Raw genomic sequence first — 23,271 nt, 5'->3', positions numbered from 1 at the left:
AAGTCGATCCGCAGTGTGCCCCTCATGCGGAGCCGCTGTCAACGGTCTTCCGCTCGACGCGACTGTGCAGCTAGGCTGCGTTTGGCACGGTCCAATCGGGCACGGTCCACTGCAGGAGCCCGGCGAGAACGGAGAGTGCGATGTCGACATCGGATCGGCTCCCCACCATTCGCACCGTGGCGGAGCACGCAGGGGTCTCCAAGTCACTGGTGTCCCTGGTGCTGCACGACTCCCCCAATGTCAGCGACGACAAGCGCGCCGCCGTCCTCGCGTCGATCGACGCCCTGGGCTACAGACCGAACCTGTCCGCCCGCAGCCTGTCTCGGCAGCGCACGGACATCGTCGGCGTCCTGATCAACGACCTGCGGAACCCGTGGTTCGTCGATTGCCTGGAAGGAATGGCCCCGGTCCTCGAGAGCCACGGACTGACGATGATGCTCGGTGACGGACGCGCGGATCGCAGCGGCGACGACACCGTCGTCCGCAAATTCACGGAGCTGCGCCTCGACGCGCTGGTCCTGGTCGGCACTCGTGAGCCCACTCCTCTGGTCGCCGGTGCGGCGACCTCGATGCCGACGGTGATCGTGGCCAGCCGAGACCTCGAACTTCCCCGTGCGGACGTGGTGGCGAACGACGACACGGCGGGCTCGGAGCTTGCGGTCCGCCATCTGGCAGACCTCGGTCACCGCCTTATCGCCCACGTTGCCGGCTCGTTCGGTGTCGTCGCAGCGCTACGCGCGGCGAGCTATCGCTCCACCATGGCGTCCCTCGGCCTCGATACCGACGGCCTGGTCGAGACGTGCGACCTCACCGAGGACGGTGGGTACGAGGCCGCGACCAGACTGCTCTCCCGATCACCTCGACCGACAGCCGTCTACGCCGTCAACGACATCGCCGCCGTCGGCGTCATGACAGCCTGCCAGGAGGCGGGACTGGCCGTGCCGCAGGACATCTCGGTCGTCGGCTACGACAACACCTCCATCGCGCAACTGCGCCACGTGTCGTTGACGTCCGTGGACAACGCCAGCTCCGCCGTCGGTCGCCGGGCTGCCGCCGCGGTGATCGACCGCATCGCGCGCCCCGACGCATCGGGCACGGTGGACCTGATCGCACCGAGCCTGCAGGTGCGCGGGAGCACGGCGCCACCCGCCGGAACGTAGCTCCCCACACCTGCTGCCCGACGACTTAGGGTACCCCTACCTCCGTGGTCTCCGGAGGCACCACGAGCAGCAGGGGTTACCGCATGCGCAGCACGACATCACGACGACTCGCCTCGGCCGTCGCCGTCCTGACACTCCTCTCGGCGGCCGGGTGCAGCAGTGATCAGTTATCGGACGCGGCGCCCGACGGCGACACCCCGACGGGCACCGTGACCATCGAACACGCGCTCGGCTCCACCTCGATCGATCGTGCCGAGCTCGGGCCCGACCCGCGCATCGTCACCCTCACGGCGCCCGCCGCGGACGCGGCACTGTCCCTGGGAATCCAGCCGGTGGCCTTCGCCTCGGACACGACCGGGGCAGCGGACGGCCGCTACCCCTGGCAGACCGAGCTGGCGGCGGACGTACCGCTCATCCCCGTCCCCGTCGAGGGCACCCTCCCCATCGAGGAAATCGCTTCGTACGCACCGGATCTCATCCTCGCCGACTTCGCGGCATCGACACCCACCCTGTACGACCAGTTGACCGCGCTGGCCCCGACCATTCCCGTCATCGGCGACACGGTCTCGCCGTACGACGCGTTAACGCGCGCTCTGGGCACGGCGCTGGGTCGCGAGGACGACGCCGACACGGTGATCGCGGGGACGGAGACCGCCCTCGCCGAGGCCACCGCCGAACTGCCCGGACTGGGCGGGAAGACCGCGCTGCTGTCACAGTACATTCCGGCCACCCAGCAGCTCGTCGTGGTCGCTGATCCCGACGACGGCGCCGCGGCGTTCTATCAGAAGCTGGGGATGACGCTGCCGCCCATCGAACTCCCGGCCACGGCCGGTAACCGGCTCGTCGTCGGGCCCGAACGCGTCGACGTCCTGAACTCCGACCTGGTGATCATCCTCGTGAACGGCGGTACCGCTGCGGAACTCGAAACGCTTCCCGGCTGGTCGGACCTGCCCTCGGTGCGCTCGGGCGGCATGCTGATCACGGACTACGCGACCATCGTCGCACTCAACACCCCGTCGCCGTCGTCGCTGACGTACGCACTCGGGAAGATCCGACCGATGCTGGAGTCGATCGCATCCTGAGTGTGGCGATGGGCAGGGCCGCGTTCCGGTCAGCGGTCGACGAGCGTCGTGTCGAAGTAGTACCGCGACGCCCGGTAGACGTGCGAGCCGTACTCGACCACCTTGCCGGAGTCGTCGAACGCGGTGCGGTGCATGGTGAGCAGCGGCGCCTTCGGCTTCTCGTCCAGGAGGTGCGCCTCGTCGCGATCGGCTGCCTTCGCCCCGATGCGCTGGCGTGCGAGCCTGATGTGCACGCCCTTGGTCCGCAAGGACTGGTAGAGACCGTGCGCCTCGAGCTCGACCGGCTCGGGCGCCACGTCGACGGGCATGTAGTTCACCATCAGGGCCAGCGGCTCGCCCTTCGTCAATCGCAGACGGCGCACCGTCACGACTTCGCAGTCCGGCACGATGTTCAGCTCACGAGCGACATCCTCGGTCGGCAGTCCCACCGAGTACTCGAGCAGCCTGGTACTGGGATCCTGACCGGCGCGCGCCAGGTCGTCGAAGAGGCTGGTGAGCTCGACCGGGCGATGCACCGGACTCTGCACCACCTGCGTGCCGACGCCCCTCTTGCGGACCAGGAGTCCCTTGTCCACCAGTTCCTGGATGGCGCGCCGCGTCGTCGGTCGTGACAGGTTGAGGCGCTTGGCCAGAGCCAACTCGTTCTCGAACCGATCGCCCGGAGCGAGGGTGCCCCCGAGAATTGCACCCTCGATTGCCTGCGCGAGTTGGTAGTAGAGGGGAACGGGACTCGACCTGTCGAGCTCCACGGCGAGTGGCTGACTCACGTACCAGCTCCGATCGCGATCGTTGTCGGGCGTCATCGTTCATGGGGGGCGGCTGCCCGAGAAACGAGTGTAGGTGACGGGGCGCAATATGACGTCAAGTTAGAATGTCAGGACAAACTATTGACATCGCGGTGTGGTGCGGAGCACAGTGGTTCACGCACCCGCCCTCAGTCTCGATGGAGCCGACCTTGACCTCACCGCACCGCACCGAGTCACCCGGTGACGCCCGCTTCGACGTGCTGGCCATCGGCCGCAGCGGCGTCGACATCTACCCCCTCCAGGTCGGCGTCGGTCTCGAACACGTCGACACGTTCGGCAAGTTCCTCGGCGGCAGCGCCGCCAACGTCACGGTCGCCGCCGCGCGGCTCGGACGCCGCAGCGCCCTCATCTCCGGCGCCGGCAACGACCCCTTCGGACGCTTCGTCCGCAACGAGCTGGCCCGGCTGGGTGTCGACAACCGCTACGTCGTGCAGAACGACGAGTACGCGACCCCCGTGACGTTCTGCGAGATCTTCCCCCCGGACGACTTCCCTCTGTACTTCTACCGCAAGCCCACGGCGCCGGATCTGCAGGTGCGAGCTCAGGACATCGACCTCGACGCCGTCCGCGCCGCCTCGCTGTACTGGTCGACGGTCACCGGATTGTCCGAAGAACCCAGTCGCAGCGCCCATTTCGCCGCCTGGGAGGCGCGAGGACGCGCACCCCTGACGATCCTCGACCTCGACTACCGACCGATGTTCTGGCAGAGCCCCGCCGCCGCGACCGAGCAGGTACAGCGCGCACTCGGTCATGTCACCGTCGCCGTCGGTAACCGCGAGGAGTGCGAGATCGCCGTCGGCGAGACCGATCCGGACCGCGCCGCGGATGCACTGCTCGATCTCGGCGTCGAACTCGCCGTGGTCAAGCAGGGGCCCAAGGGCGTCCTGGGCAAGACCCGGACCGAGCGCGTGGAAGTGCCGCCGAACTTCGTCGACGTGGTCAACGGACTCGGAGCCGGCGACAGTTTCGGCGGATCCCTCTGCCACGGCCTGCTGTCGGGGTGGCCGCTCGAGAAGATCCTGCGCCACGCCAACGCTGCCGGCGCGATCGTGGCTTCGCGCCTCGAATGCTCCACGGCCATGCCCACCGCCGACGAAGTGTCCGCACTCGCCGAGGCTGCCCTCACCACCGACATCGAGGACGCACATGTCTGACACCCTCACCGCTGCCGCTACCTACGCCGACGTCACCGAGATCCGCGCGCACGACCCCGGCGCGATCGATCGCGCCTGGGCGAACCGCGTCACGCGCGACACCGTCCGCGGCGACGGTCGCCTGATGATCGTCGCCGCCGATCACCCGGCACGCGGCGCCCTGTCGGTCGGGTCCAACCCCACCGCGATGAACTCCCGTACCGAACTGCTCGACCGACTGCGGACCGCGCTCGCCGATCCGGGTGTCGACGGCGTCCTCGCCACGTCCGAGATCCTGGACGACCTGGTGCTGCTCGGAGCCCTCGACGACAAGGTGGTCATCTCGTCGATGAACCGCGGCGGCCTGGCCGGCGCCTCCTTCGAACTCGACGACCGCATGACGGGCGCGACGGCTGCGTCCACCGCGAAGGCACGGATGAACGGCGCGAAGATGCTCACGCGAATCGACCTCGACGATCCCGGCACGCTGGGCACCATGACCGCGTGCGCTCAGGCGATCGACGAGCTGGCCGCCGAGGGCCTCATGGCCATGGTCGAGCCGTTCCTGTCGTCGCGTCGCGACGGCAAGGTGGTCAACGATCTCCGCGCGGACGCGGTCATCAAGTCGATCCACATCGCCCAGGGCCTCGGATCCACCTCCGCGTACACGTGGATGAAGCTTCCCGTCGTCGACGAGATGGAACGCGTCATGGACGCCACCACGTTGCCGACGCTTCTTCTCGGCGGAGATCCTCAGACCGCACCGGACGAGACCTTCGCCAGCTGGGCACGAGCACTGAAGATTCCGGCTGTGCGCGGACTCATCGTGGGCCGCACGCTGCTGTACCCGGCCGACGGTGACGTCGCCACCGCAGTGGCCACCGCAGTCGAGATGGTGCGGGGCGGAGCCGACAAGTGAACAGCGAGTTCTACATTCCCGCGGTTCCCGGTGCCGGAGTCACCGTCACTCCGGAGAGCGCGGGATGGACCGAGTCCAGCTTGCGCACAGTGCTTCTCGCACCCGGCGAGTCCGTCGACCTCACCTCCGACGACGACGAGATCATGGTGGTCCCACTCCAGGGATCCGCGACCGTCACGTGCGGCACGGACGACGCCGCACTGGCCGGACGCGCATCGGTGTTCGACGGGCCGTCGGACTTCGTCTACGTCGGACGCGACAGCAGCTACACGCTGCGCAGCGAGAGCGGTGGCCGTTTCGCTCTGTGCGGAGCGCGGGCGACGAAGACTCTGCCGTTCCGGTACGTCCCCGCGGCCGACGTCAGCGTCGAGTTGCGCGGCGCCGGGAACTGCAGCCGGCAGGTGCACAACTTCGGCACCGCCGACACCTTCGAGGCCGACTCGCTGATCGCGTGCGAGGTCATCACCCCGGGCGGCAACTGGTCCTCCTACCCCGGCCACAAGCACGACGAGGAGACCGAGACCGAGTCGGCGCTCGAAGAGATCTACTACTTCGAGATCGACCGCGGCAGAGACGGTTCCGAGGGTTTCGGCTACCACCGCGTGTACGGCACCCCGGAGCGTCCCATCGAGGTGCTCGAAGAGGTGCGCACGGGTGACGTCGTCCTCGTCCCGCACGGGTATCACGGGCCGTCCGTCGCGGCGCCCGGCTACCACATGTACTACCTGAACGTCATGGCCGGACCGGGCAGCGAACGCGCCTGGAAGATCGTCGACGATCCGGACCACACCTGGATCCGCAGCACATGGGAGGGGCAGGACATCGATCCGCGCCTCCCGCTCGACACAGCGCACCGAAAAGGAGCATGACGATGGTGTCCACCGCACCGATGTCACAGAGCAAGACCGAGAATGCCGAGCCCACCGTGCACCTCACGGTGTCGCAGGCGATCGTGAAGTTCCTCGCGAACCAGTACGTCGAACGCGACGGTGAGCGGACCAAGTTCTTCGCCGGATGCTTCGGCATCTTCGGCCACGGCAACGTCGCCGGTCTCGGACAGGCGTTGCTGCAGGCCGAGATCGACGCGGTCGAGGCCGGAACCGAGCCCGAACTGCCGTACGTGTTGGGTCGCAACGAACAGGCGATGGTGCACAGCGCTGTCGGCTTCGCCCGTCAGAAGGACCGCCTGCAGACCTGGGCCGTCAGCGCGAGCGTCGGGCCCGGCTCGACGAACATGCTGACCGGCGCGGCTCTGGCGACTATCAACCGGTTGCCCGTCCTGCTGCTCCCTGCCGACACCTTCGCCACGCGCGCCTCCTCCCCCGTGCTGCAGGAACTCGAGCTCCCCTCCAGCGGCGACGTGACGGTCAACGATGCCTTCAAGCCGCTCTCGCGGTACTTCGATCGGGTGTGGCGTGCGGAGCAGTTGCCCGCCGCACTGCTCGGCGCCATGCGCGTTCTGACCGATCCCGTGGAGACCGGCGCTGCGACCGTCGCTGTCCCGCAGGATGTCCAGGCCGAGGCACACGACTGGCCGGAGTCGTTCTTCGCACCGCGCACGTGGCACGTCGCCCGTCCGCTGCCCGAGCGGTCCGTCGTCGCCCGCGCCGCCGAGATCATCCGCTCGGCCAAGGCTCCGCTGATCGTCGCCGGTGGCGGCGTCATCTACTCCGGCGCCACGGACGCCCTCGCGTCGTTCGCGGCGCAGACCGGAATCCCCGTCGGCCAGAGTCAGGCCGGCAAGGGCTCCCTCGTCTACGACCACCCCCAGTCCGTCGGTGCCATCGGGTCCACCGGAACGACAGCAGCCAACGCGCTGGCGACCGACGCCGACGTGGTCATCGGGATCGGTACGCGCTACAGCGATTTCACCAGTGCGTCCCGCACCGCGTTCACCAATCCGGACGTGAAGTTCGTCAACATCAACGTGGCGTCCATCGACTCGGTCAAGCAGGGCGGTCTGTCCGTCGTCGCCGACGCCCGTGAGGCACTCGACGCTCTGTCCGAAGCGTTGGCCGGCCACGAGGTGAGCGCCGACTACCGCGCTCGTGTCACCGAACTCGCCGCCGAGTGGGAACGCACGGTGTCCTCGGTGTACGCCGTCGACGACGACAACGTCGGGATGAACCAGAACCAGGTCATCGGGCTGACCAACTCGCTGTCGGATCCCCGCGACATCGTCGTGTGCGCCGCCGGTTCCATGCCCGGAGATCTGCACAAGCTCTGGCGTACTCGCGATGCCAAGGGCTACCACGTCGAGTACGGGTTCTCCTGCATGGGTTACGAGGTCGCCGGCGGTATCGGCGTCAAGATGGCCGCACCCGACCGGGACGTGTTCGTCATGGTCGGAGACGGCAGCTACCTGATGATGGCCACCGAACTGGTGACCGCCGTGCAGGAGGGCGTCAAGGTCATCCTCGTGCTCGTGCAGAACCACGGATTCGCCTCGATCGGCTCGCTGTCCGAACAGCTCGGCTCGCAGAGGTTCGGTACGGCGTACCGCTACCGGTCCGAGTCGGGTCGACTCGACGGCGGCGTCCTGCCCGTCGATCTCGCGGCCAACGCTCAGAGTCTCGGCGCGGACGTCATCCGTGTGAACACCGCGGGTGAGTTCGCCGACGCCGTCAAGGTGGCCAAGGCGGCGGACCATTGCACGGTCATCCACGTCGAGACCGACCCGCTGATTCCCGCACCGGACAGCGAGTCGTGGTGGGACGTGCCCGTCAGCTCCACGTCGACGTTGCAGAGCACGCAGGACGCGTACGAGACCTATGCGGCGTGGAAGAAGATCCAGCGGCCGTACCTGCGACCGTCGGGCGACTGATCATCGGGAGCCACCTCGTAGGGTGAGCGGTGATGAACACCTCACACCGGCGCCACCCGCGAGTACGGCGGTCCGCAGTCACCATCGCTGCAGTGGCGGTCCTTGCAGGTCTGCCGCTGGGTGTGTCGGGTGTCGCCGGGGCTCAGCCTCCGGCGACACCGACGTCGACACCGTTCCGCACGCCCGACACGGACGCATGTCCGCACCGTGACGTGCCCCCGCCGGCCATCGACGCGTCCGAAGTGCCGCTGCCCGGCGACGCCGATCCCGCGCCGGTCCCGGTGCCCGATCGGGCCGTCGGTGGCGACGAACTCGCGGCGTGCGGGGTGATCACCGCGGATGCAGCACCCCCGCTTCCCGCCGACATCTCCGCTGCGGGATGGGTTCTGACCGATCTCGATACCGGCACCGTGATCGCCGCCAAGGACCCCCACGGTCGGTATCGCCCCGCCTCGACCATAAAGGTTCTGCTCGCGCTCGTCGCTCTCGACGAACTCGACCTCGATCGCACCGTCACGGCCACCGAGGACGACGCGCAGGCCGAGGGCAGTGCCGTCGGCATCGGCAAGGGCGGCGTCTACAGCGTGCGGCAACTCCTGCAGGGACTCGTCATGGCGTCGGGAAACGATGCGGCGCATGCCATTGCGGTGCAGTTGGGCGGTCTGGACCGGGCTGTCGACAAGATGAACGCGAAGGCGCGCGACCTCGGCGCCACCGACACGCGCACCGCCTCGCCCTCGGGCCTCGACGGACCCGGCATGGCGTGCTCGCCGTACGACCTGGCGTTGATCTTCCGTGCAGCGATGGACAATCCGGTCTTCGCGGAACTGGTTGCCACGGAGTCAGTGCCGTTCCCCGGGTACCCGAAGGACTCGTCGAAGCCGGACAATCCGTCCCGGCCGGACGAACCCGGTGTGCCCGTGAATCCCGATCTCGAACTCAACGAGGACCGGCCGGGTTTCGTGTTGGCGAGTGACAATGCCCTGCTGTTCAACTACCCGGATGCCCTCGGCGGCAAGAACGGCTACACAGACGACGCACGCCAGACCTTCGTCGGGGCGGCCGAGCGTGGCGGACGCCGACTCGCCGTCTCGCTGATGAACGCCGACGTCCTCCCGATCAGACCGTGGGAACAGGCAGCGCGCTTACTCGATTACGGCTTCGCGCAACCCGTCTCGACCGGCGTCGGCACGTTGGTGTCCCCCGGCGACACCGACGCGGCGACCGACGACGAGACGACACGCACCCCGACGACCGCCGCTGCGCCCACGAATCGGCTGTCGACGGATGCGCGGGGCGGCGCCTACCCGGGAGTGACCGACGACAACGACACCGCCATCCGAGTCGGCGTGGGTGCGCTCGGTCTGATCGTCGTCGTCGGCCTGGTGCTGTGGGCGCGGCGGCTCACGCGACGCACCTGACCGGACACCGTTCTCCGGTCAGCGCCTGCGGCGGTCCCGCCACCCACCGATGCCCAGCAGGGTGACGACGCCGGCGCCGACGAGCGCCGCTGCACCCGCCGGCGACACACCCTCACGAACGATGACCTGCGGGGCGATCACGGCGCTGTCCGGCACCGGTGTCGACGCGAGCGCCAGGTTCTCCGTCGCCGTCGCAGCCCAGGCGGTGGAGAAGAGCAGGAAGCGCGAGGTGGTGAACGCGAACACCAGGATGCCGATGATGGGACCGAAGGTCGCACCGGCCGGACCGGACGTCACGCTCTCGAGGTAGACGGCGCCGACCTGCTTGAAGATCTCGAAGACGACGGCGGCCATCAGCGCAGCACGCGCCGCGCTGCGCACGGTGACGGGTTCTCGGGGAAGGCGGGCGATGACCCAGACGAACAATGCCCAGGTCGCCGCGATGGCCAGGACGAACGAGACGATCTGTACGGCGACACCGACACCCGGAATACCGTCGAGTCCGACGTAGCGCAGCAGCGTCGGCAGGATGGATCCGCTGGCCAACGCGGAGAGTCCGAGGGAGATCACCAGGGCCAGTCCGAGGCCGACGAGCGCGCCGAAGTCCTTGACCTTGGTCGACAGGAAGCTGCCCGCCTCGTGCGGGGTCTCCCACATCGCGGTGAGCGCTTCCCGCAGATTGGCCGTCCATCCCAGTCCCGCATAGAGCGCGCCGAGCAGTCCGATGACACCGACACTGGCGCGCGACTCGATCGCCGTCTCGACCAGTTCGTTGATCGTGGTGCCGAAGCTGCCGGGCACGTTCTCGGAGATCTGCGTCTGCAGCTCCGTCAACAGTTCAGGTCTCGATGCCAGCACGAACCCGATGATCGCGAACGCCACCATCAGCAAGGGGAACAGGGCCAGCACACTGAAATAGGTGATGCCGGCTGCGTAGTAGTCGCCCTTCTGGTTCTGGTAGACCGATCCCGCTCGGGCGAGATGGTCGAACCAGGGCCATTCACGCCGGCGTCGTTCGATGATCGCTGCGAAGTCCGGCATGGCGCTCAGCCTTTCGGTGGAAGGAATCCGACCTTGTCGTACACCTGCGCGAGTGTGGCCGAGGCGATCGAGCGTGCGCGCTCGGCCCCGACCTGCAACAGCCGGTCCAGTTCGGCCGGGTCGTTCATGTACTCGGTGAATGCTGCACGCACCGGCGTGGCGAACGCCGACACAGCGTCCGCGGTATCGGCCTTCAGGTCACCGTAACCCTTGCCCACGTAACCCTCGACCAGTTCCGCGACGGGTGTGCCGCTCAGCGCGGACTGGATGGTGAGCAGGTTGCTGACACCCGGCTTGGTCGAGGTGTCGAACCGGATCTCCCGCTCGTTGTCCGTGACGGCCGACCGGATCTTCTTGGCCGACACCGCGGGGTCGTCGAGGATGTCGATGCGCCCCGACACGCCCGACCCGGACTTGCTCATCTTCGCAGTGGGGTCCTGCAGGTCGTAGATCTTCGCGATGCCGGTGACGATGTGTGCCTCGGGAACCACGAAGGTCTTGGAGAAGCGGGTGTTGAAGCGGTGGGCCAGGTCTCGCGTCAGTTCCAGATGTTGACGCTGGTCCTCGCCGACCGGGACACGCTGAGGTCGATAGAGCAGGATGTCGGCGGCCTGCAGAACCGGATAGGTGAAGAGGCCGACACTCGTCGCGTCACTCCCCTGCTTGGCCGACTTGTCCTTGAACTGCGTCATGCGGCCCGCCTCACCGAAACCGGTGATGCAGTTGAGGACCCACGCGAGTTGCGCGTGTTCCGGCACGTGCGACTGCACGAACAGAGTGGAACGGGACGGGTCGATTCCGACCGCGAGAAGCTGCGCTGCCGCGCGACGGGTGCGGGCCCGCAGTTCCTTCGGATCCTGCGGCACCGTGATGGCGTGCAGGTCGGGGATGAAGTAGAACGCGTCGTACTCGTCCTGCAGCTTGACCCACTGCCGGACCGCGCCGAGGTAGTTGCCCAGATGGAACGAGTCCGCGGTGGGCTGGATGCCCGAGAGCACTCGTTGCCGCCGCGTGGTCGAGGGACTGTCGGTCGCCGTGTCCGTCGTCATGATCTACAGATTCAATCACCTCCGCCCGTAACGTCTGCGCGATGACTCCCGGATACGACGGCTACGACCGCGCGACCACCTCCCCCGACGCCGTGACCATCGGATCCGCCCCGGGGATCGAGGTCGACGTCCTGCCCTTCGGTGCCACCCTTCAGCGCATGTCCGTCACCGGTGGAGACGGACGACGTCGTGACGTGCTGGTCGGTGTCGCGGACGAGTCGGGGCTCCGCGCCTCGGGCGATTACCTCGGCTCCACCGTGGGCCGCTACGCCAATCGGATCGCCGGGGGACGCTTCGAGCTCGACGGCACCGACGTCGAGGTGACACTCAACGACGGGGACAACCACCTGCACGGCGGGATCGACGGTTTCGACTCCCGCACATGGACCGTCGTCGATCGTTCAACGGACTCGGTGGAGCTCGAGCTGGTCAGCCCGGACGGCGACCAGGGATACCCCGGCGAGCTGCGCGTCCGAGCGCGCGTCACGGCGGGACCGTCCACGGTGCGCCTGGAACTCGTCGCCGTGACGGACAAGCCGACCGTGGTCAATCTGACCAACCACGCGTACTTCGATCTGGCAGGTGAGGGCATCGACGACCACACGCTGCAGGTGGACGCGGCTGCCTTCGTTCCGGTGGACTCCGCGGGCATCCCGACCGGGGGCACTGCCGAGCTGAGCGGGACAGCACTGGACCTGCGCACGCCACGTCGCCTCGGCGACGTCTCCCGCGCGGACGACCCCCACGTCCTCGCGACACGGGGCGTGGATCACAACTACGTGCTCGACGGAAAATTCGCCGACGACGGATTGCGCCGGGCCGCTCGACTGATCTCCGGCGTCTCCGCGACCTCGCTGGAGATCTGGACCGATCAGCCCGGACTGCAGGTGTACACGGGCAACTTCCTGGACGGGAGCACCGTCTCCCGGCGGGGACGCGCGATCCGCCAGGGAGACGGGATTGCTCTCGAGCCTCAACTGTTCCCCGACAGCCCGCATCACGACACGTTCCCGTCCGCGGTGCTGCGCCCGGGCGAGACCTACCGGTGGGTCACCGAGTACCGATTCGGCAGCGCCGACGGACTCTGAACAGGGCGCCGATGTGAGCGTTCACATTTCTCGTGGTCAATGTTTGCCAAAGCCTTGACGCGGTCCAATGTTAACGCTCACACTCTGTGTCACGCGTCACACGAGGTGGCGACGACGGAGGAGAACATGATGGCGTCGAAGAAGGTCGTAGCGGCGAGTGTGCTGTTGGTGAGCGGAGCCTTGGCCCTGAGTGCGTGCGGTAGTAGCGGTGGTGATTCCTCGAGCGGCGGAACGGTGCTCGGCTTCTCCCAGGTGGGTGCGGAGAGCGGCTGGCGGACCGCGAACACGACGTCCATCCAGAGCGCGGCGACGGACGCCGGCGTCGACCTCAAGTTCTCCGACGCCCAGCAGAAGCAGGAGAACCAGATCAAGGCGATCCGCACCTACATCCAGCAGAAAGTGGATGTCATCGCCTTCAGCCCCGTGGTCGAGACCGGGTGGGAACCCGTCCTGCAGGAAGCCAAGCGCGCCAATATCCCCGTGATCCTCACCGACCGTTCGGTCGACACCACCGACGAGTCTCTCTACGCCACCTTCCTCGGCTCCGACTTCGTCGCCGAGGGCGTCAAGGCCGGCGACTGGCTCGTGCAGAACAGCGCGACGTCCGACGTGAACGCCGACGGCCGCATCAACGTCGTCGAACTCGAGGGCACCACCGGCGCAGCACCGGCGATCGACCGCGCCGAGGGCTTCCGCGACGCCATTTCCTCTCAGCCGTCCATCTCCATCTCCGCGTCGCAGACCGGTGACTTCACGCGTGACGGCGGCAAGCAGGTCATGGAGTCGTTCCTCAACTCCGACAAGAACATCGACGTCGTCTACTCCCACAACGACGACATGGGCCTCGGTGCCATCGAAGCCATCGAGGCAGCCGGACTTGTCCCCGGAAAGGACATCAAGATCATCACCGTCGACGCGGTGAAGGACGGCATGCAGGCACTCGCCGACGGCAAGATCGACTTCATCGTCGAGTGCAACCCGCTGCTCGGACCGCAATTGATGGACCTGACGAAGAAGGTCGTCAACGGCGAAGAGGTGCCCAAGCGCGTTGTCACCGAGGAGACCACGTTCACCCGCGACCAGGCAGCATCCGTGCTCGCCGACCGCCAGTACTGACATGAGCATGGAGGTGATCGTTCCGCCGCGCTCGACGGCCACAGCGCCGATCGTGGAGATGAAGGACATCTCCATCACGTTCGGAGCCGTTCGCGCCCTCGACGGTGTCTCTCTCCGCCTGTTCCCGGGAGAGGTGCACTCGTTGATGGGCGAGAACGGAGCCGGCAAGTCCACCCTGATCAAGGCCCTGACCGGGGTCTACTCGATCGACAGCGGCACCGTGACGGTCGGCGGGACGCAGCAGGAGTTCGCGACTCCCGCCGCCGCGCAGGCCGCCGGTATCAGCACCGTCTACCAGGAAGTGAACCTGCTCCCGAACCTCACGGTCGCGGAGAACATGTTGCTCGGACGCGAACCGCGTCGCGCCGACAGGTTCTCCGCGGCGCCGGCAGCCGTGCGCTCGGCACTCCGAGCGATCGGCGGCATCGATACCCGCGCGATGAACCGCCGCGCCCGCGCCACACTCGATCGCCTCGGGCTCGACGTGGACCCGTCATCGGTCCTCGGCGATCACCCCATCGCGGTCCAGCAGCTGATCGCGATCGCCCGCGCCGTCGACGTCGACGCCCGCGTGCTGATCCTCGACGAGCCGACGTCGAGCCTGGACAAGGACGAGGTCGAGACGCTCTACGGCGTCATCGAACGACTGCGGTCCGCCGGCACCGCCGTCGTCTTCGTCTCCCACTTCCTCGATCAGATCTACCGGATCGCCGATCGGATGACGATCCTGCGCAACGGCCGCTTCGTCGAGGAACGCATGGTGGCCGACACTCCGCAGTTGCAGCTGGTCCAGCTGATGATCGGGCGCGAGCTCGATCTGCTCGACCGGCTGGACGACCGCGCGCCCGTCGTCGTGGATTCCTCCAGCGAACCGGTCATGGAAGTGCTCGGCGTGGGACGCAAGGGCGCCCTCGAGGCCACCGATCTGCGTCTGTACGCCGGGCAGGTCGTCGGTGTCGCCGGGCTGCTGGGGTCCGGGCGGACCGAGCTCGCCCGACTTCTCGGCGGTGCCGACCGTTCCGACAGCGGATCCATGACCGTGCATGCCGTCTCGCGGCGGTTCCGCACCCCGCGCAACGCCGTCGATCAGCGGGTCGCGCTCACCAGCGAGGACCGCAAGGCGGACGGTGTCGTCGGCGACCTCACGGTGGCCGACAACATGATGCTCGCTCTGCAGGCGAAGCGAGGCTGGATGCGACCCATCCCCCGCTCCCTGCGCGCTCGGTTGGTGCAGGAGTACATCACCGCACTCGACATCCGACCCAGCGATCCGGATGCGTTGATGCGCAACCTGTCCGGCGGCAACCAGCAGAAGGTGCTGCTCGCCCGGTGGCTCGTCACCGAACCGGAACTGCTGATCCTGGACGAACCCACCCGCGGGATCGACATCGGCGCCAAGGCCCAGATCCAGTCGCTCGTCGCCGATCTCGCGTCGCGCGGAATGTCCGTCGTGTTCATCTCCGCCGAGCTCGAGGAAATCCTGCGGCTCAGCGATCGCATCGTGGTCATGCGCGATCACCGCAAGATCGACGAACGCGTCAACGACGGCGTATCCGTCGGTGACGTTCTCGCCACCATCGCCGCCGGTACACGCACCGACGAGGTCGTCGAGACCACCTCGGCGCCTGTCGACGCCGCAGACAGGAGCCTCGCACCGTGACCGCCACCCTGGGTGTGACACCCACACCCTCGCAGCCGACGCCGGACCGCCCCGCGCCGTCCCGCATCAGATCGCTTCCGTCCCACCCGGTCTTCTGGCCGTTGATCGCCCTGCTGGTGCTCGTGGTGATCAACGTGATCGTCACACCCGGCTTCCTCGACATCCGCATCGTCAACGGCGGCGTGTTCGGCAATCCTGTCGACATCGCCCGCAACTCGGCCCCGTTGATCCTGGTGGCCGTGGGCATGACGCTGGTGGTCGCTACCCGGGGCATCGACCTGTCCGTGGGTGCGGTCGCGGTCATCGCGGCGGCTGTCGCGTGTACTCGGATCGTCGCCTCACCCGACGAGAGCGCCGCCTCCACCGTGATCATGGCCGTCGCCTGGGCACTGGGCGCCTGCCTCCTGCTAGGACTGTGGAACGGACTGTTGGTGTCCGTCTTCGGCATTCAACCCATCATCGCGACTCTGGTGCTCATGGTGGCCGGCCGCGGTCTCGCCATGCTGGTGACGGACGGTCAGATCACCACCGTTGCCGACGGCGCCTTCGGGTTCCTGGCCTCGGGCATCGTCCTGGGCCTGCCGGTCGCGCTGCTCATCGCTCTGGCCGTCGTGGCCGTCACCGTGCTGATCACGCGCCGCACCGCGCTCGGAATGCTCGTCGAGGCGGTCGGCATCAACCCCGAAGCGAGCAGGCTCGCCGGAGTGCGGTCGCGAACGATCGTCTGGACGGTGTACGTGTTCGCCGCGCTGTGCGCCGGCATCGCGGGCCTGATCATCGCCGCCAACACCAATTCCGTGAACGCCAACAGTCTCGGTCTGTGGATCGAGCTCGACGCGATCCTCGCCGTCGTCATCGGCGGCACCGCCCTCACCGGTGGACGGTTCTCCCTCGCCGGCACCGTCGTCGGTGCGCTCCTCATCGGAACGCTGACTCGCACCATCACCAACGTGGGCATTCCGTCCGAGGCGAACTACCTCTTCAAGGCACTCGTCATCATCGTCGTCTGCCTCCTGCAGTCACCCCGCGCCCGTGCCTCTCTGCGTACGCTCCGCCCCACCGGCCGGAAGGCCCGCGCTCATGAGTGACCTGCTCACGCACCCTCCCACCGGATCACCCGCTCCGGCGACGAGCCACGGCACCTGGGACCGCGTACGCCGGTACTCGCCGCCCTCGCGGTTCCTTCCTGTCATCGCGACGTTCGCCCTTCTCGTGGGACTGTTCGGCATCGGCGAGATCCGCTACCCCGGTTTCGCCGACCCCCAACTGTTCCTGTCCCTCTTCATCGACAACGCGTTCCTGATCGTGCTGGCCGTCGGCATGACCTTCGTCATCCTCACCGGTGGTATCGATCTCTCCGTCGGATCCGTCGTCGCCCTCTCGACGATGATCGCCGCTCGCACACTGCAACTGGGCTGGTCCCCGATCCTGGTCATGGCCACGGTGCTCCTGTGCGGAACGTTGCTGGGCACCACCATGGGAATCCTGGTGCACTATCTGCAGATCCAACCCTTCGTGGCGACCCTCGCGGGCATGTTCCTCGCCCGCGGCCTCTGCTACATGATCGGTGTCGAGTCGATTCCGATCACCGATTCCACGTTCAGCGCCATCGCGTTCGGCGTCGTCGAACTCCCCGGTGGCTACTCCGTCACGTGGTCCGTCGTCATTGCGCTCGTCACGGTCGCCGTCGCCGCCTACGTGCTGGCGTGCACCCGCTTCGGCCGCTCCGTGTACGGCGTCGGCGGCAACGAGGCCTCCGCCGTCCTGATGGGCTTGCGCGTCGCGGCCGTCAAAGTCGGCGTGTACGCGATCAGCGGCTTCTGCGCCGCTCTCGGCGGTCTGCTCTTCGCCTTCTATGCACTGTCCGGCTACAGCCTTCATGCCGTCGGAATGGAGCTCGATGCCATTGCCGCCGTGGTCATCGGTGGCACTCTCCTGACCGGTGGACGTGGCTACGTCCTCGGATCCGTCGTCGGTGTGCTGATCCTGGGCGCCATCCAGACCTTCATCGCCTTCGACGGGACCCTGAGCTCCTGGTGGACCCGCATCACCGTGGGCGCGTTGCTCCTGGTCTTCGTGGTCGCTCAGCGACTGCTGAGCATGCGGCGGCGGACATGACGACCGAGGCCGACGGGCGCGCCCCCGTCATGGCCGACGTCGCGCGGCTCGCCGGCGTCTCGCACCAGACGGTCTCTCGGGTAGTGAACGGTCAGAACAACTTACGACCCCAGACTCGCGACCGAGTGCAGAAGGCCATCGACCAGTTGGGGTACCGCCCCAACCGCGCCGCACGAGCATTGGTGACCAAGAAGTCCGCGACCATCGGCATCATCGGCTCGAAGCTCGGGTTCTGGGGACCGAGTGCGACGCACCGCACCGTGCAGAGCGCCGCTCGCGAGGCCGGCTACTCCGTCAGCGCGGTCAGCCTCTCGACGCTGTCCCGCGAGGAGCTGGTCGCGGCGATGCACCATCTGCACGACCAGGGCGTCGAGGGAATCGTGCTCATCGCCGCGACGGACGACGCGGTCGCCGCGGCCCGCTCGGAGGAGTCCGTCGTTCCTGTCGTCGTGGTGGAGGGCGACCCGCTCACCTCGCGCTGGACCGTGGGCGTCGATCAGAAGGGTGGCGCGCGGATGGCCACCCGCCACCTCGTCGACGCGGGCCACCACAAGATCGTCCATCTCGCCGGACCGCACGGATGGGCCGAGTCCCGCGCCCGCGAGCAGGGATGGCAGGACGTCCTCGACGAGCACGGTCTGCCGTGGACACCTCCGCTGCGGGGCGACTGGTCCGCGCGCAGTGGATACGAGTGCGGCCTGCGCCTCTCATCGGACACCTCCGTGTCGGCGGTGTTCTGCGCGAACGACCAGATGGCGCTGGGACTTCTGCGAGCCTTCCACGAGAGCGGGCGCCGCATACCCGAGGACGTCGGCGTGGTCGGCTTCGACGACATCCCGGAGGCCGCCTACCTGATTCCCCCACTCACCACTGTCGGACAGAACTTCACCGAGGTCGGTCGTCGAGCCATCGAGATACTGCGCGCGGCTCTCGACGACACACCGACCCCCGAGACTCGCATCGAACCCGAGCTGATCGTCCGAGCGAGCAGCACCACACCAGGAGAGCGCCATGACAACGGCTGACCATACCGAGACCTATACCGTCGGAGTCGATTACGGAACCCTGTCGGGACGCGCCGTCGTGGTGCGCGTGTCCGACGGAGCCGAACTGGGCACCGCGGTCCACGACTACGAACACGGCGTCCTCGAATCCACCCTCCCCGGCGGGAACGTCCCTCTGGGCGACGCCTGGGCACTGCAGGTTCCGCAGGACTACCGCAACGTTCTGCGCAACGCCGTGCCGGCGGCTCTCGCGTCCGCCGGCGTGCGGCCGGAGCAGGTGGTCGGCATCGCCACGGACTTCACCGCGTGCACCATGGTCCCCACCCTCGCCGACGGAACCCCGCTCTGCGAGGACCCACGCTTCGTCGACCGTCCGCACGCCTACGTGAAACTGTGGAAGCACCACGCTGCGCAGGGCCAGGCGGACCGCATCAACGCGCTCGCCGCATCACGCGGCGAGACGTGGCTCCCCCGATACGGCGGGCTCATCTCCTCCGAATGGGAGTTCGCGAAGGCACTGCAGATCCACGAGGAAGATCCCGAGATCTACGACGCGCTCGATCGGTGGGTCGAAGCCGCGGACTGGATCGTGTGGCAACTGTGCGGCACGTACGTCCGCAACGCCTGCACCGCCGGCTACAAGGGAATCCTGCAGGACGGCAAGTACCCGTCGGCGGAGTTCCTCACCGAACTCGCTCCGGGCTTCGGCTCCTTCGTCGAGGACAAGCTCGACCAGCCGATCGGCGAACTCGGCTCGCGCGCAGGCACGCTGACCGCGGAGGCGGCCGGATGGACCGGCCTGCCCGAGGGCATCGCGGTCGCCGTCGGCAACGTCGACGCGCACGTCACCGCCCCCGCGGCGCGGGCGGTGGAACCCGGCCGCATGGTGGCGATCATGGGTACGTCGACCTGTCACGTGATGAGTGCCGATGTGCTGCGCGAGGTTCCGGGAATGTGCGGAGTGGTCGACGGCGGCATCGTCGCCGGTTCCTACGGATACGAAGCGGGACAGAGCGGGGTGGGCGACATCTTCGGATGGTTCGTGCGCACCGGCGTTCCGGCGGACTACCGGGACGCTGCCGAGGCCGTCGGGGAATCGATCCACGATCACCTGACCCGGTTGGCGTCCGAGCAGGAGGTGGGAGAACATGGCCTCGTCGCTCTCGACTGGCACAGCGGCAACAGGTCGGTCCTCGTCGACCACCGACTCTCGGGCCTCGTCGTCGGTACGACACTCGCGACGCGCCCCGAGGACATCTACCGTGCGCTCCTCGAGGCCACCGCCTTCGGCACCAGGGTCATCGTCGAGACGTTCCGCGCCAGCGGGGTGCCCGTCGAGGAATTCGTCGTCGCGGGAGGCCTCGCCCGTAACCCGCTGCTGATGCAGATCTACGCCGACGTGCTGCGGATGCCGTTGTCCGTCATCGGCTCCGACCAGGGCCCCGCCTTGGGCTCGGCCATCCACGCGGCCGTCGCCGCCGGCTGCTACCTCGACGTGCCGACGGCGGCGAAGTCGATGGGACGCGTACGCCGAGGCGCCTACGTGCCCGACGACGCGCGATCCGAGGCGTACGACGCCCTGTTCGCCGTGTACTCCGAACTCCACGACCACTTCGGTAAGGACGTATCCACGATGAGACATCTCCGATCGCTCCGCGGCGACGCGTTGGCACGGAAGGCGGCCGCACGATGACGATCGTCGACGACGTCCGCACCGCGGTCACCGCCGTGCGCCGTGACGTCTGCGCACTGCACGCCGAACTGGTGCGGTACGGACTGGTGGTGTGGACGGCCGGCAACGTCTCCGCGCGGGTGCCGGGACAGGACCTGTTCGTCATCAAACCCAGCGGGGTCTCCTACGACGACCTGACACCGGAGAACATGGTGGTGTGCGACCTGGACGGCGCCGTCGTCGAGGGTGACCATGCTCCGTCGTCCGACACGCAGGCCCAGGCGTACGTCTACCGACACCTCGACCACGTCGGTGCGGTCGTCCACACGCATTCGCCCTATGCGGTGGCGTGGGCGGCGCGCGGTCAGGCGATCCCCGTCGTCACCACGATGTGCGCGGACGAGTTCGGCGGCGACATCCCGGTCGGACCGTTCGCCGCCATCGGCGACGACTCGATCGGTCGGGGCATCGTCGACACGCTCCGGGAGAGCCGGTCACCGGCCGTCCTCATGCAGAACCACGGTGTGTTCGCCGTCGGCCCGACCGCTCGGTCCGCCGTGAAGGCGGCCGTGATGTGCGAGGACGTCGCCCGGTCGGTACACCTCGCGCACCAACTCGGCCAACCGCTGCGCATCCCGCCCGCCGCGGTCGACGCCCTGCACGAGCGATATCAGAACGTGTACGGCCAGCGCTGATCGACAGACCGTCTCCACTTTCCGCTCCACCCGTTCTCGCCGCCGCGATCCGCGGACGGCACAGGAGGTTCTCCCCATGTCCGCTGCATCCACGTCCACCCCGGTCTCCGGCACAGCCCGTCCGGAGGTGTGGTTCCTGACCGGCAGCCAGGGCCTGTACGGCCCCGAGACTCTCGACCAGGTCGCCACCCAGTCCCGCGAGATCGCCGACAAACTGGACGCGAAGCTGAGCGTGAGCGTGGTCTGGAAGCCGGTGCTTCTCGACGCGTCGTCGATCCTGACGCAGATGCGCGAAGCCAACGCTGCCGCCGACTGCATCGGTGTGATCACGTGGATGCACACCTTCTCCCCCGCGAAGATGTGGATCGCAGGGTTGGACGCACTCGACGTGCCGCTGCTGCACCTGCACACGCAAGCGGGAATGTCGTTGCCCTGGTCCACCATCGACATGGAGTTCATGAACCTCAATCAGGCTGCGCACGGTGATCGCGAGTTCGGCCACATCCAGTCGCGAGTCGGCGTGCTGCGCACCACGGTCGCCGGGCACGTCGACAACCCGACCGTGGTCACGAGGGTGGACCAGTGGGCCCGCGCAGCGATCGGTCGCGCGGAGATGCGCACACTCAAGCTCGCCCGCTTCGGCGACAACATGCGCGACGTCGCCGTCACCGAGGGCGACAAGGTCGAGGCGCAGCTGCGTTTCGGTGTCTCGGTCAACACCTACGGGGTGAACGACCTCGTGGAGGTGGTGGACGGCGTCGGCGACAGTGCGATCGACGATCTGGTCGCCGAATACGTGGACGTCTACGACGTCGCCTCCGAACTGCGGCCGGGCGGTGACCGTCACGAGTCGCTGCGCTACGGCGCGCGCGTGGAAGCCGGAATGCGGCAGTTCCTGTCCGACGGTGGATTCGGAGCCTTCACCACCAACTTCGAGGATCTCGGCGGGCTACGACAACTGCCCGGCCTGGCCGTGCAGCGTTTGATGGCCGACGGCTACGGATTCGGCGGAGAGGGCGACTGGAAGACCTCGATGTTGTTGCGCGCCATGAAGACCATGGCTGCCGGCCTGGACGGCGGAACGTCCTTCATGGAGGACTACACCTACCATCTCGTTCCCGGCGAGGAGAAGATTCTCGGCGCTCACATGCTCGAGGTGTGCCCGTCCATCACCACGTCGCGGCCCACGGTGGAGATCCACCCGCTCTCCATCGGCGGCCGCGAAGACCCTGTGCGCATGCGGTTCACCGCGGATCCCGGCCCCGGCATCATCGTGGGACTGTCGGACGTCGGTGAACGGTTCCGCCTGACGGCCAACGTCGTCGAAGTCGTCGAGCCCGACGAGGCACTGCCCCAGCTGCCGGTGGCGTGCGCGGTGTGGAAGCCCGAGCCGTCGCTGTCGGTGTCCGCGGAATCGTGGCTGACCGCCGGGGCACCGCACCACACCGTGATGAGCACCGCGCTCGATATCGCTGTGCTCGAAGCATTCTCGGACATGATCGCCGTGGAACTGCTCACCATCGACGCCGACACGACAACGAGGGGCTTCCAGCGCACGTTGCGCTGGAACGCGGCATACCACCGGCTCGCAGCGGCGCTCTGACGGATCACGCGCCGCGTCGCCGGAGGTGACCGCCGAGCCGGCGGTCTAGCGGTACACGACGGTGACCGGCGCGTGATCCGACCATCGGAGGTCGTAACTGTCGGCACGTTCGACCACGGCGTCCTTCGCTCGGTCGGCGTAGTCGGTGGTGGCCATCTGATAGTCGATGCGCCATCCCGCGTCGTTGTCGAAGGCTTTGCCGCGGTACGACCACCAGCTGTAGGGACCGTCCTGGTCCGGGTGCAGTGCTCGCACGACATCCGTCCAGGCTCCGGTCTCGCCGATGAACGAGTCCAGCCACGCGCGCTCCGACGCAAGGAAGCCGGACTTGGTCCGGTTCCCCTTCCAGTTCTTCAGATCCAGCTCCGTGTGCGCGATGTTCCAGTCGCCGCACACGACGTGGTGCTCGCCCGACGATCCCGACACGTCCAGGTGGTGCGCGAACGCTGCCATGAATCGTTCCTTCGACGCCTGCTTCTCGGTACCCACCTCGCCCGAGGGCAGGTACAGGCTCGCGACGGTGACGGCAGGATCGGCGCCGACCGCGGGGTAACGCGCCTCGATGTACCGGCCCGAATCGTCGAATTCGGCGTCACCGAAGCCGATTCGGATCGATTCGGCCGGCGTCCTCGACAGGATTGCTACCCCGTTGCGTCCCTTCACGGACGGCTCCGCGGACACCAGGTGCCACCCTGCACCCTGCCTGCCACCGTCCAGCGCGGGGCCGAGGCAGGACAGGACTTCGTCGTCGGTCGCGCGAGTTTCCTGCAGGCAGATCACGTCCGCGCCGGACGTCGCGAGCCAGTCGAGCATTCCCTTACGCACTGCGGCGCGGATGCCGTTGACGTTGACCGAGGTGATGGTGTGAGACACCGGAGAA

Annotated in this window: 20 protein-coding genes; 16 read left to right on the top strand and 4 right to left on the bottom strand. The window is 67.7% G+C overall.

The window, feature by feature from the left end:
- The first annotated feature begins 140 nt into the window (after window positions 1-140).
- Window positions 141-1,160, top strand: a complete 1,020-nt coding sequence (locus RU01_RS03615; protein ID WP_042573141.1) for a LacI family DNA-binding transcriptional regulator — start codon at window positions 141-143, stop codon at window positions 1,158-1,160.
- Window positions 1,161-1,243: 83 nt separating this feature from the next.
- Entirely contained in the window at window positions 1,244-2,242 is a 999-nt protein-coding gene (locus RU01_RS03610) for an ABC transporter substrate-binding protein (protein ID WP_052493110.1), read from the top strand.
- Between the two features lie 29 nt (window positions 2,243-2,271).
- Here the strand turns inward: RU01_RS03610 and RU01_RS03605 are convergent, their stop codons facing one another.
- Window positions 2,272-3,009 (bottom strand): GntR family transcriptional regulator, encoded by a 738-nt coding sequence (locus RU01_RS03605; protein WP_235579452.1) that lies wholly within the window; start codon window positions 3,007-3,009, stop codon window positions 2,272-2,274.
- Between the two features lie 176 nt (window positions 3,010-3,185).
- Here RU01_RS03605 and iolC point away from each other — a divergent pair, with 176 nt between their 5' ends.
- The 5 genes from iolC to RU01_RS03580 are packed head-to-tail and all read left to right on the top strand — an operon-like array spanning window position 3,186 to window position 9,345.
- Window positions 3,186-4,202: a 5-dehydro-2-deoxygluconokinase gene (gene iolC / locus RU01_RS03600; protein WP_042573139.1), complete on the top strand. Its 1,017-nt coding sequence runs from the start codon at window positions 3,186-3,188 to the stop codon at window positions 4,200-4,202.
- On the top strand, window positions 4,195-5,100 hold the full coding sequence (locus RU01_RS03595) for a Cgl0159 family (beta/alpha)8-fold protein (RefSeq protein WP_042573138.1): 906 nt from the start codon (window positions 4,195-4,197) through the stop codon (window positions 5,098-5,100). The genes iolC and RU01_RS03595 overlap by 8 nt, the downstream gene beginning before the upstream one ends.
- A complete protein-coding gene (gene iolB / locus RU01_RS03590) occupies window positions 5,097-5,969 on the top strand; it encodes a 5-deoxy-glucuronate isomerase (RefSeq protein WP_042573137.1) in 873 nt (290 codons plus the stop codon). The genes RU01_RS03595 and iolB overlap by 4 nt, the downstream gene beginning before the upstream one ends.
- 2 nt (window positions 5,970-5,971) lie before the next feature.
- Window positions 5,972-7,924: a 3D-(3,5/4)-trihydroxycyclohexane-1,2-dione acylhydrolase (decyclizing) gene (gene iolD, locus RU01_RS03585; RefSeq protein ID WP_042573136.1), complete on the top strand. Its 1,953-nt coding sequence runs from the start codon at window positions 5,972-5,974 to the stop codon at window positions 7,922-7,924.
- Between the two features lie 32 nt (window positions 7,925-7,956).
- A complete protein-coding gene (locus tag RU01_RS03580) occupies window positions 7,957-9,345 on the top strand; it encodes a D-alanyl-D-alanine carboxypeptidase family protein (RefSeq protein WP_042573135.1) in 1,389 nt (462 codons plus the stop codon).
- An 18-nt stretch (window positions 9,346-9,363) separates the two neighbouring features.
- Here the strand turns inward: RU01_RS03580 and yhjD are convergent, their stop codons facing one another.
- Both yhjD and trpS read right to left on the bottom strand, forming a co-directional pair.
- Window positions 9,364-10,386 (bottom strand): inner membrane protein YhjD, encoded by a 1,023-nt coding sequence (yhjD, locus tag RU01_RS03575; protein ID WP_042573134.1) that lies wholly within the window; start codon window positions 10,384-10,386, stop codon window positions 9,364-9,366.
- Between the two features lie 5 nt (window positions 10,387-10,391).
- Complete coding sequence (gene trpS / locus RU01_RS03570; RefSeq protein WP_042573133.1) at window positions 10,392-11,435, bottom strand: tryptophan--tRNA ligase; 1,044 nt, start codon at window positions 11,433-11,435, stop codon at window positions 10,392-10,394.
- A 41-nt stretch (window positions 11,436-11,476) separates the two neighbouring features.
- Here trpS and RU01_RS03565 point away from each other — a divergent pair, with 41 nt between their 5' ends.
- The 9 genes from RU01_RS03565 (at window position 11,477) to araA (ending at window position 22,391) form a co-directional block, all read left to right on the top strand.
- On the top strand, window positions 11,477-12,523 hold the full coding sequence (locus tag RU01_RS03565; RefSeq protein ID WP_042573132.1) for an aldose epimerase family protein: 1,047 nt from the start codon (window positions 11,477-11,479) through the stop codon (window positions 12,521-12,523).
- Between the two features lie 129 nt (window positions 12,524-12,652).
- Window positions 12,653-13,639, top strand: coding sequence for an ABC transporter substrate-binding protein (locus RU01_RS03560; protein ID WP_042573358.1), 987 nt, complete (start codon window positions 12,653-12,655; stop codon window positions 13,637-13,639).
- A gap of 1 nt (window position 13,640) precedes the next feature.
- Window positions 13,641-15,299, top strand: coding sequence for a sugar ABC transporter ATP-binding protein (locus RU01_RS03555; RefSeq protein ID WP_042573131.1), 1,659 nt, complete (start codon window positions 13,641-13,643; stop codon window positions 15,297-15,299).
- Entirely contained in the window at window positions 15,296-16,387 is a 1,092-nt protein-coding gene (locus tag RU01_RS03550; protein WP_231568586.1) for an ABC transporter permease, read from the top strand. The genes RU01_RS03555 and RU01_RS03550 overlap by 4 nt, the downstream gene beginning before the upstream one ends.
- Window positions 16,380-17,417, top strand: a complete 1,038-nt coding sequence (gene yjfF / locus RU01_RS03545; RefSeq protein ID WP_082042863.1) for a galactofuranose ABC transporter, permease protein YjfF — start codon at window positions 16,380-16,382, stop codon at window positions 17,415-17,417. The genes RU01_RS03550 and yjfF overlap by 8 nt, the downstream gene beginning before the upstream one ends.
- A complete protein-coding gene (locus tag RU01_RS03540; protein WP_042573130.1) occupies window positions 17,414-18,442 on the top strand; it encodes a LacI family DNA-binding transcriptional regulator in 1,029 nt (342 codons plus the stop codon). The genes yjfF and RU01_RS03540 overlap by 4 nt, the downstream gene beginning before the upstream one ends.
- On the top strand, window positions 18,429-20,114 hold the full coding sequence (gene araB, locus RU01_RS03535; RefSeq protein ID WP_042573129.1) for a ribulokinase: 1,686 nt from the start codon (window positions 18,429-18,431) through the stop codon (window positions 20,112-20,114). The genes RU01_RS03540 and araB overlap by 14 nt, the downstream gene beginning before the upstream one ends.
- Window positions 20,111-20,788 (top strand): L-ribulose-5-phosphate 4-epimerase, encoded by a 678-nt coding sequence (locus RU01_RS03530; RefSeq protein ID WP_042573128.1) that lies wholly within the window; start codon window positions 20,111-20,113, stop codon window positions 20,786-20,788. Before araB ends, RU01_RS03530 begins: the two co-directional genes overlap by 4 nt.
- 76 nt (window positions 20,789-20,864) lie before the next feature.
- Window positions 20,865-22,391 (top strand): L-arabinose isomerase, encoded by a 1,527-nt coding sequence (gene araA / locus RU01_RS03525; RefSeq protein WP_042573127.1) that lies wholly within the window; start codon window positions 20,865-20,867, stop codon window positions 22,389-22,391.
- A 45-nt stretch (window positions 22,392-22,436) separates the two neighbouring features.
- On the opposite strand, the gene RU01_RS03520 is transcribed toward araA, so the two are convergent.
- Window positions 22,437-23,264, bottom strand: coding sequence for an exodeoxyribonuclease III (locus tag RU01_RS03520; protein WP_082042862.1), 828 nt, complete (start codon window positions 23,262-23,264; stop codon window positions 22,437-22,439).
- Window positions 23,265-23,271 lie beyond the last annotated feature (7 nt).

This window comes from Rhodococcus sp. MEB064, assembly GCF_000834565.1.
Lineage (GTDB): Bacteria > Actinomycetota > Actinomycetes > Mycobacteriales > Mycobacteriaceae > Rhodococcoides.
This window is presented reverse-complemented; position numbering and strand designations above follow the sequence as displayed.

Excerpts from the sequence above, each read along its gene's own strand:
- RU01_RS03615 (WP_042573141.1), top strand. The coding sequence starts at position 141 with ATGTCGACATCGGATCGGCTCCCCACCATTCGCACCGTGGCGGAGCAC.
- RU01_RS03610 (WP_052493110.1), top strand. The coding sequence starts at position 1,244 with ATGCGCAGCACGACATCACGACGACTCGCCTCGGCCGTCGCCGTCCTG.
- iolC (WP_042573139.1), top strand. The coding sequence starts at position 3,186 with ATGGAGCCGACCTTGACCTCACCGCACCGCACCGAGTCACCCGGTGAC.
- RU01_RS03595 (WP_042573138.1), top strand. The coding sequence starts at position 4,195 with ATGTCTGACACCCTCACCGCTGCCGCTACCTACGCCGACGTCACCGAG.
- iolD (WP_042573136.1), top strand. The coding sequence starts at position 5,972 with ATGGTGTCCACCGCACCGATGTCACAGAGCAAGACCGAGAATGCCGAG.
- RU01_RS03580 (WP_042573135.1), top strand. The coding sequence starts at position 7,957 with ATGAACACCTCACACCGGCGCCACCCGCGAGTACGGCGGTCCGCAGTC.
- yhjD (WP_042573134.1), bottom strand. The coding sequence starts at position 10,386 with ATGCCGGACTTCGCAGCGATCATCGAACGACGCCGGCGTGAATGGCCC.
- trpS (WP_042573133.1), bottom strand. The coding sequence starts at position 11,435 with ATGACGACGGACACGGCGACCGACAGTCCCTCGACCACGCGGCGGCAA.
- RU01_RS03565 (WP_042573132.1), top strand. The coding sequence starts at position 11,477 with ATGACTCCCGGATACGACGGCTACGACCGCGCGACCACCTCCCCCGAC.
- RU01_RS03560 (WP_042573358.1), top strand. The coding sequence starts at position 12,653 with ATGGCGTCGAAGAAGGTCGTAGCGGCGAGTGTGCTGTTGGTGAGCGGA.
- RU01_RS03555 (WP_042573131.1), top strand. The coding sequence starts at position 13,641 with ATGAGCATGGAGGTGATCGTTCCGCCGCGCTCGACGGCCACAGCGCCG.
- yjfF (WP_082042863.1), top strand. The coding sequence starts at position 16,380 with ATGAGTGACCTGCTCACGCACCCTCCCACCGGATCACCCGCTCCGGCG.
- RU01_RS03540 (WP_042573130.1), top strand. The coding sequence starts at position 17,414 with ATGACGACCGAGGCCGACGGGCGCGCCCCCGTCATGGCCGACGTCGCG.
- araB (WP_042573129.1), top strand. The coding sequence starts at position 18,429 with ATGACAACGGCTGACCATACCGAGACCTATACCGTCGGAGTCGATTAC.
- RU01_RS03530 (WP_042573128.1), top strand. The coding sequence starts at position 20,111 with ATGACGATCGTCGACGACGTCCGCACCGCGGTCACCGCCGTGCGCCGT.
- araA (WP_042573127.1), top strand. The coding sequence starts at position 20,865 with ATGTCCGCTGCATCCACGTCCACCCCGGTCTCCGGCACAGCCCGTCCG.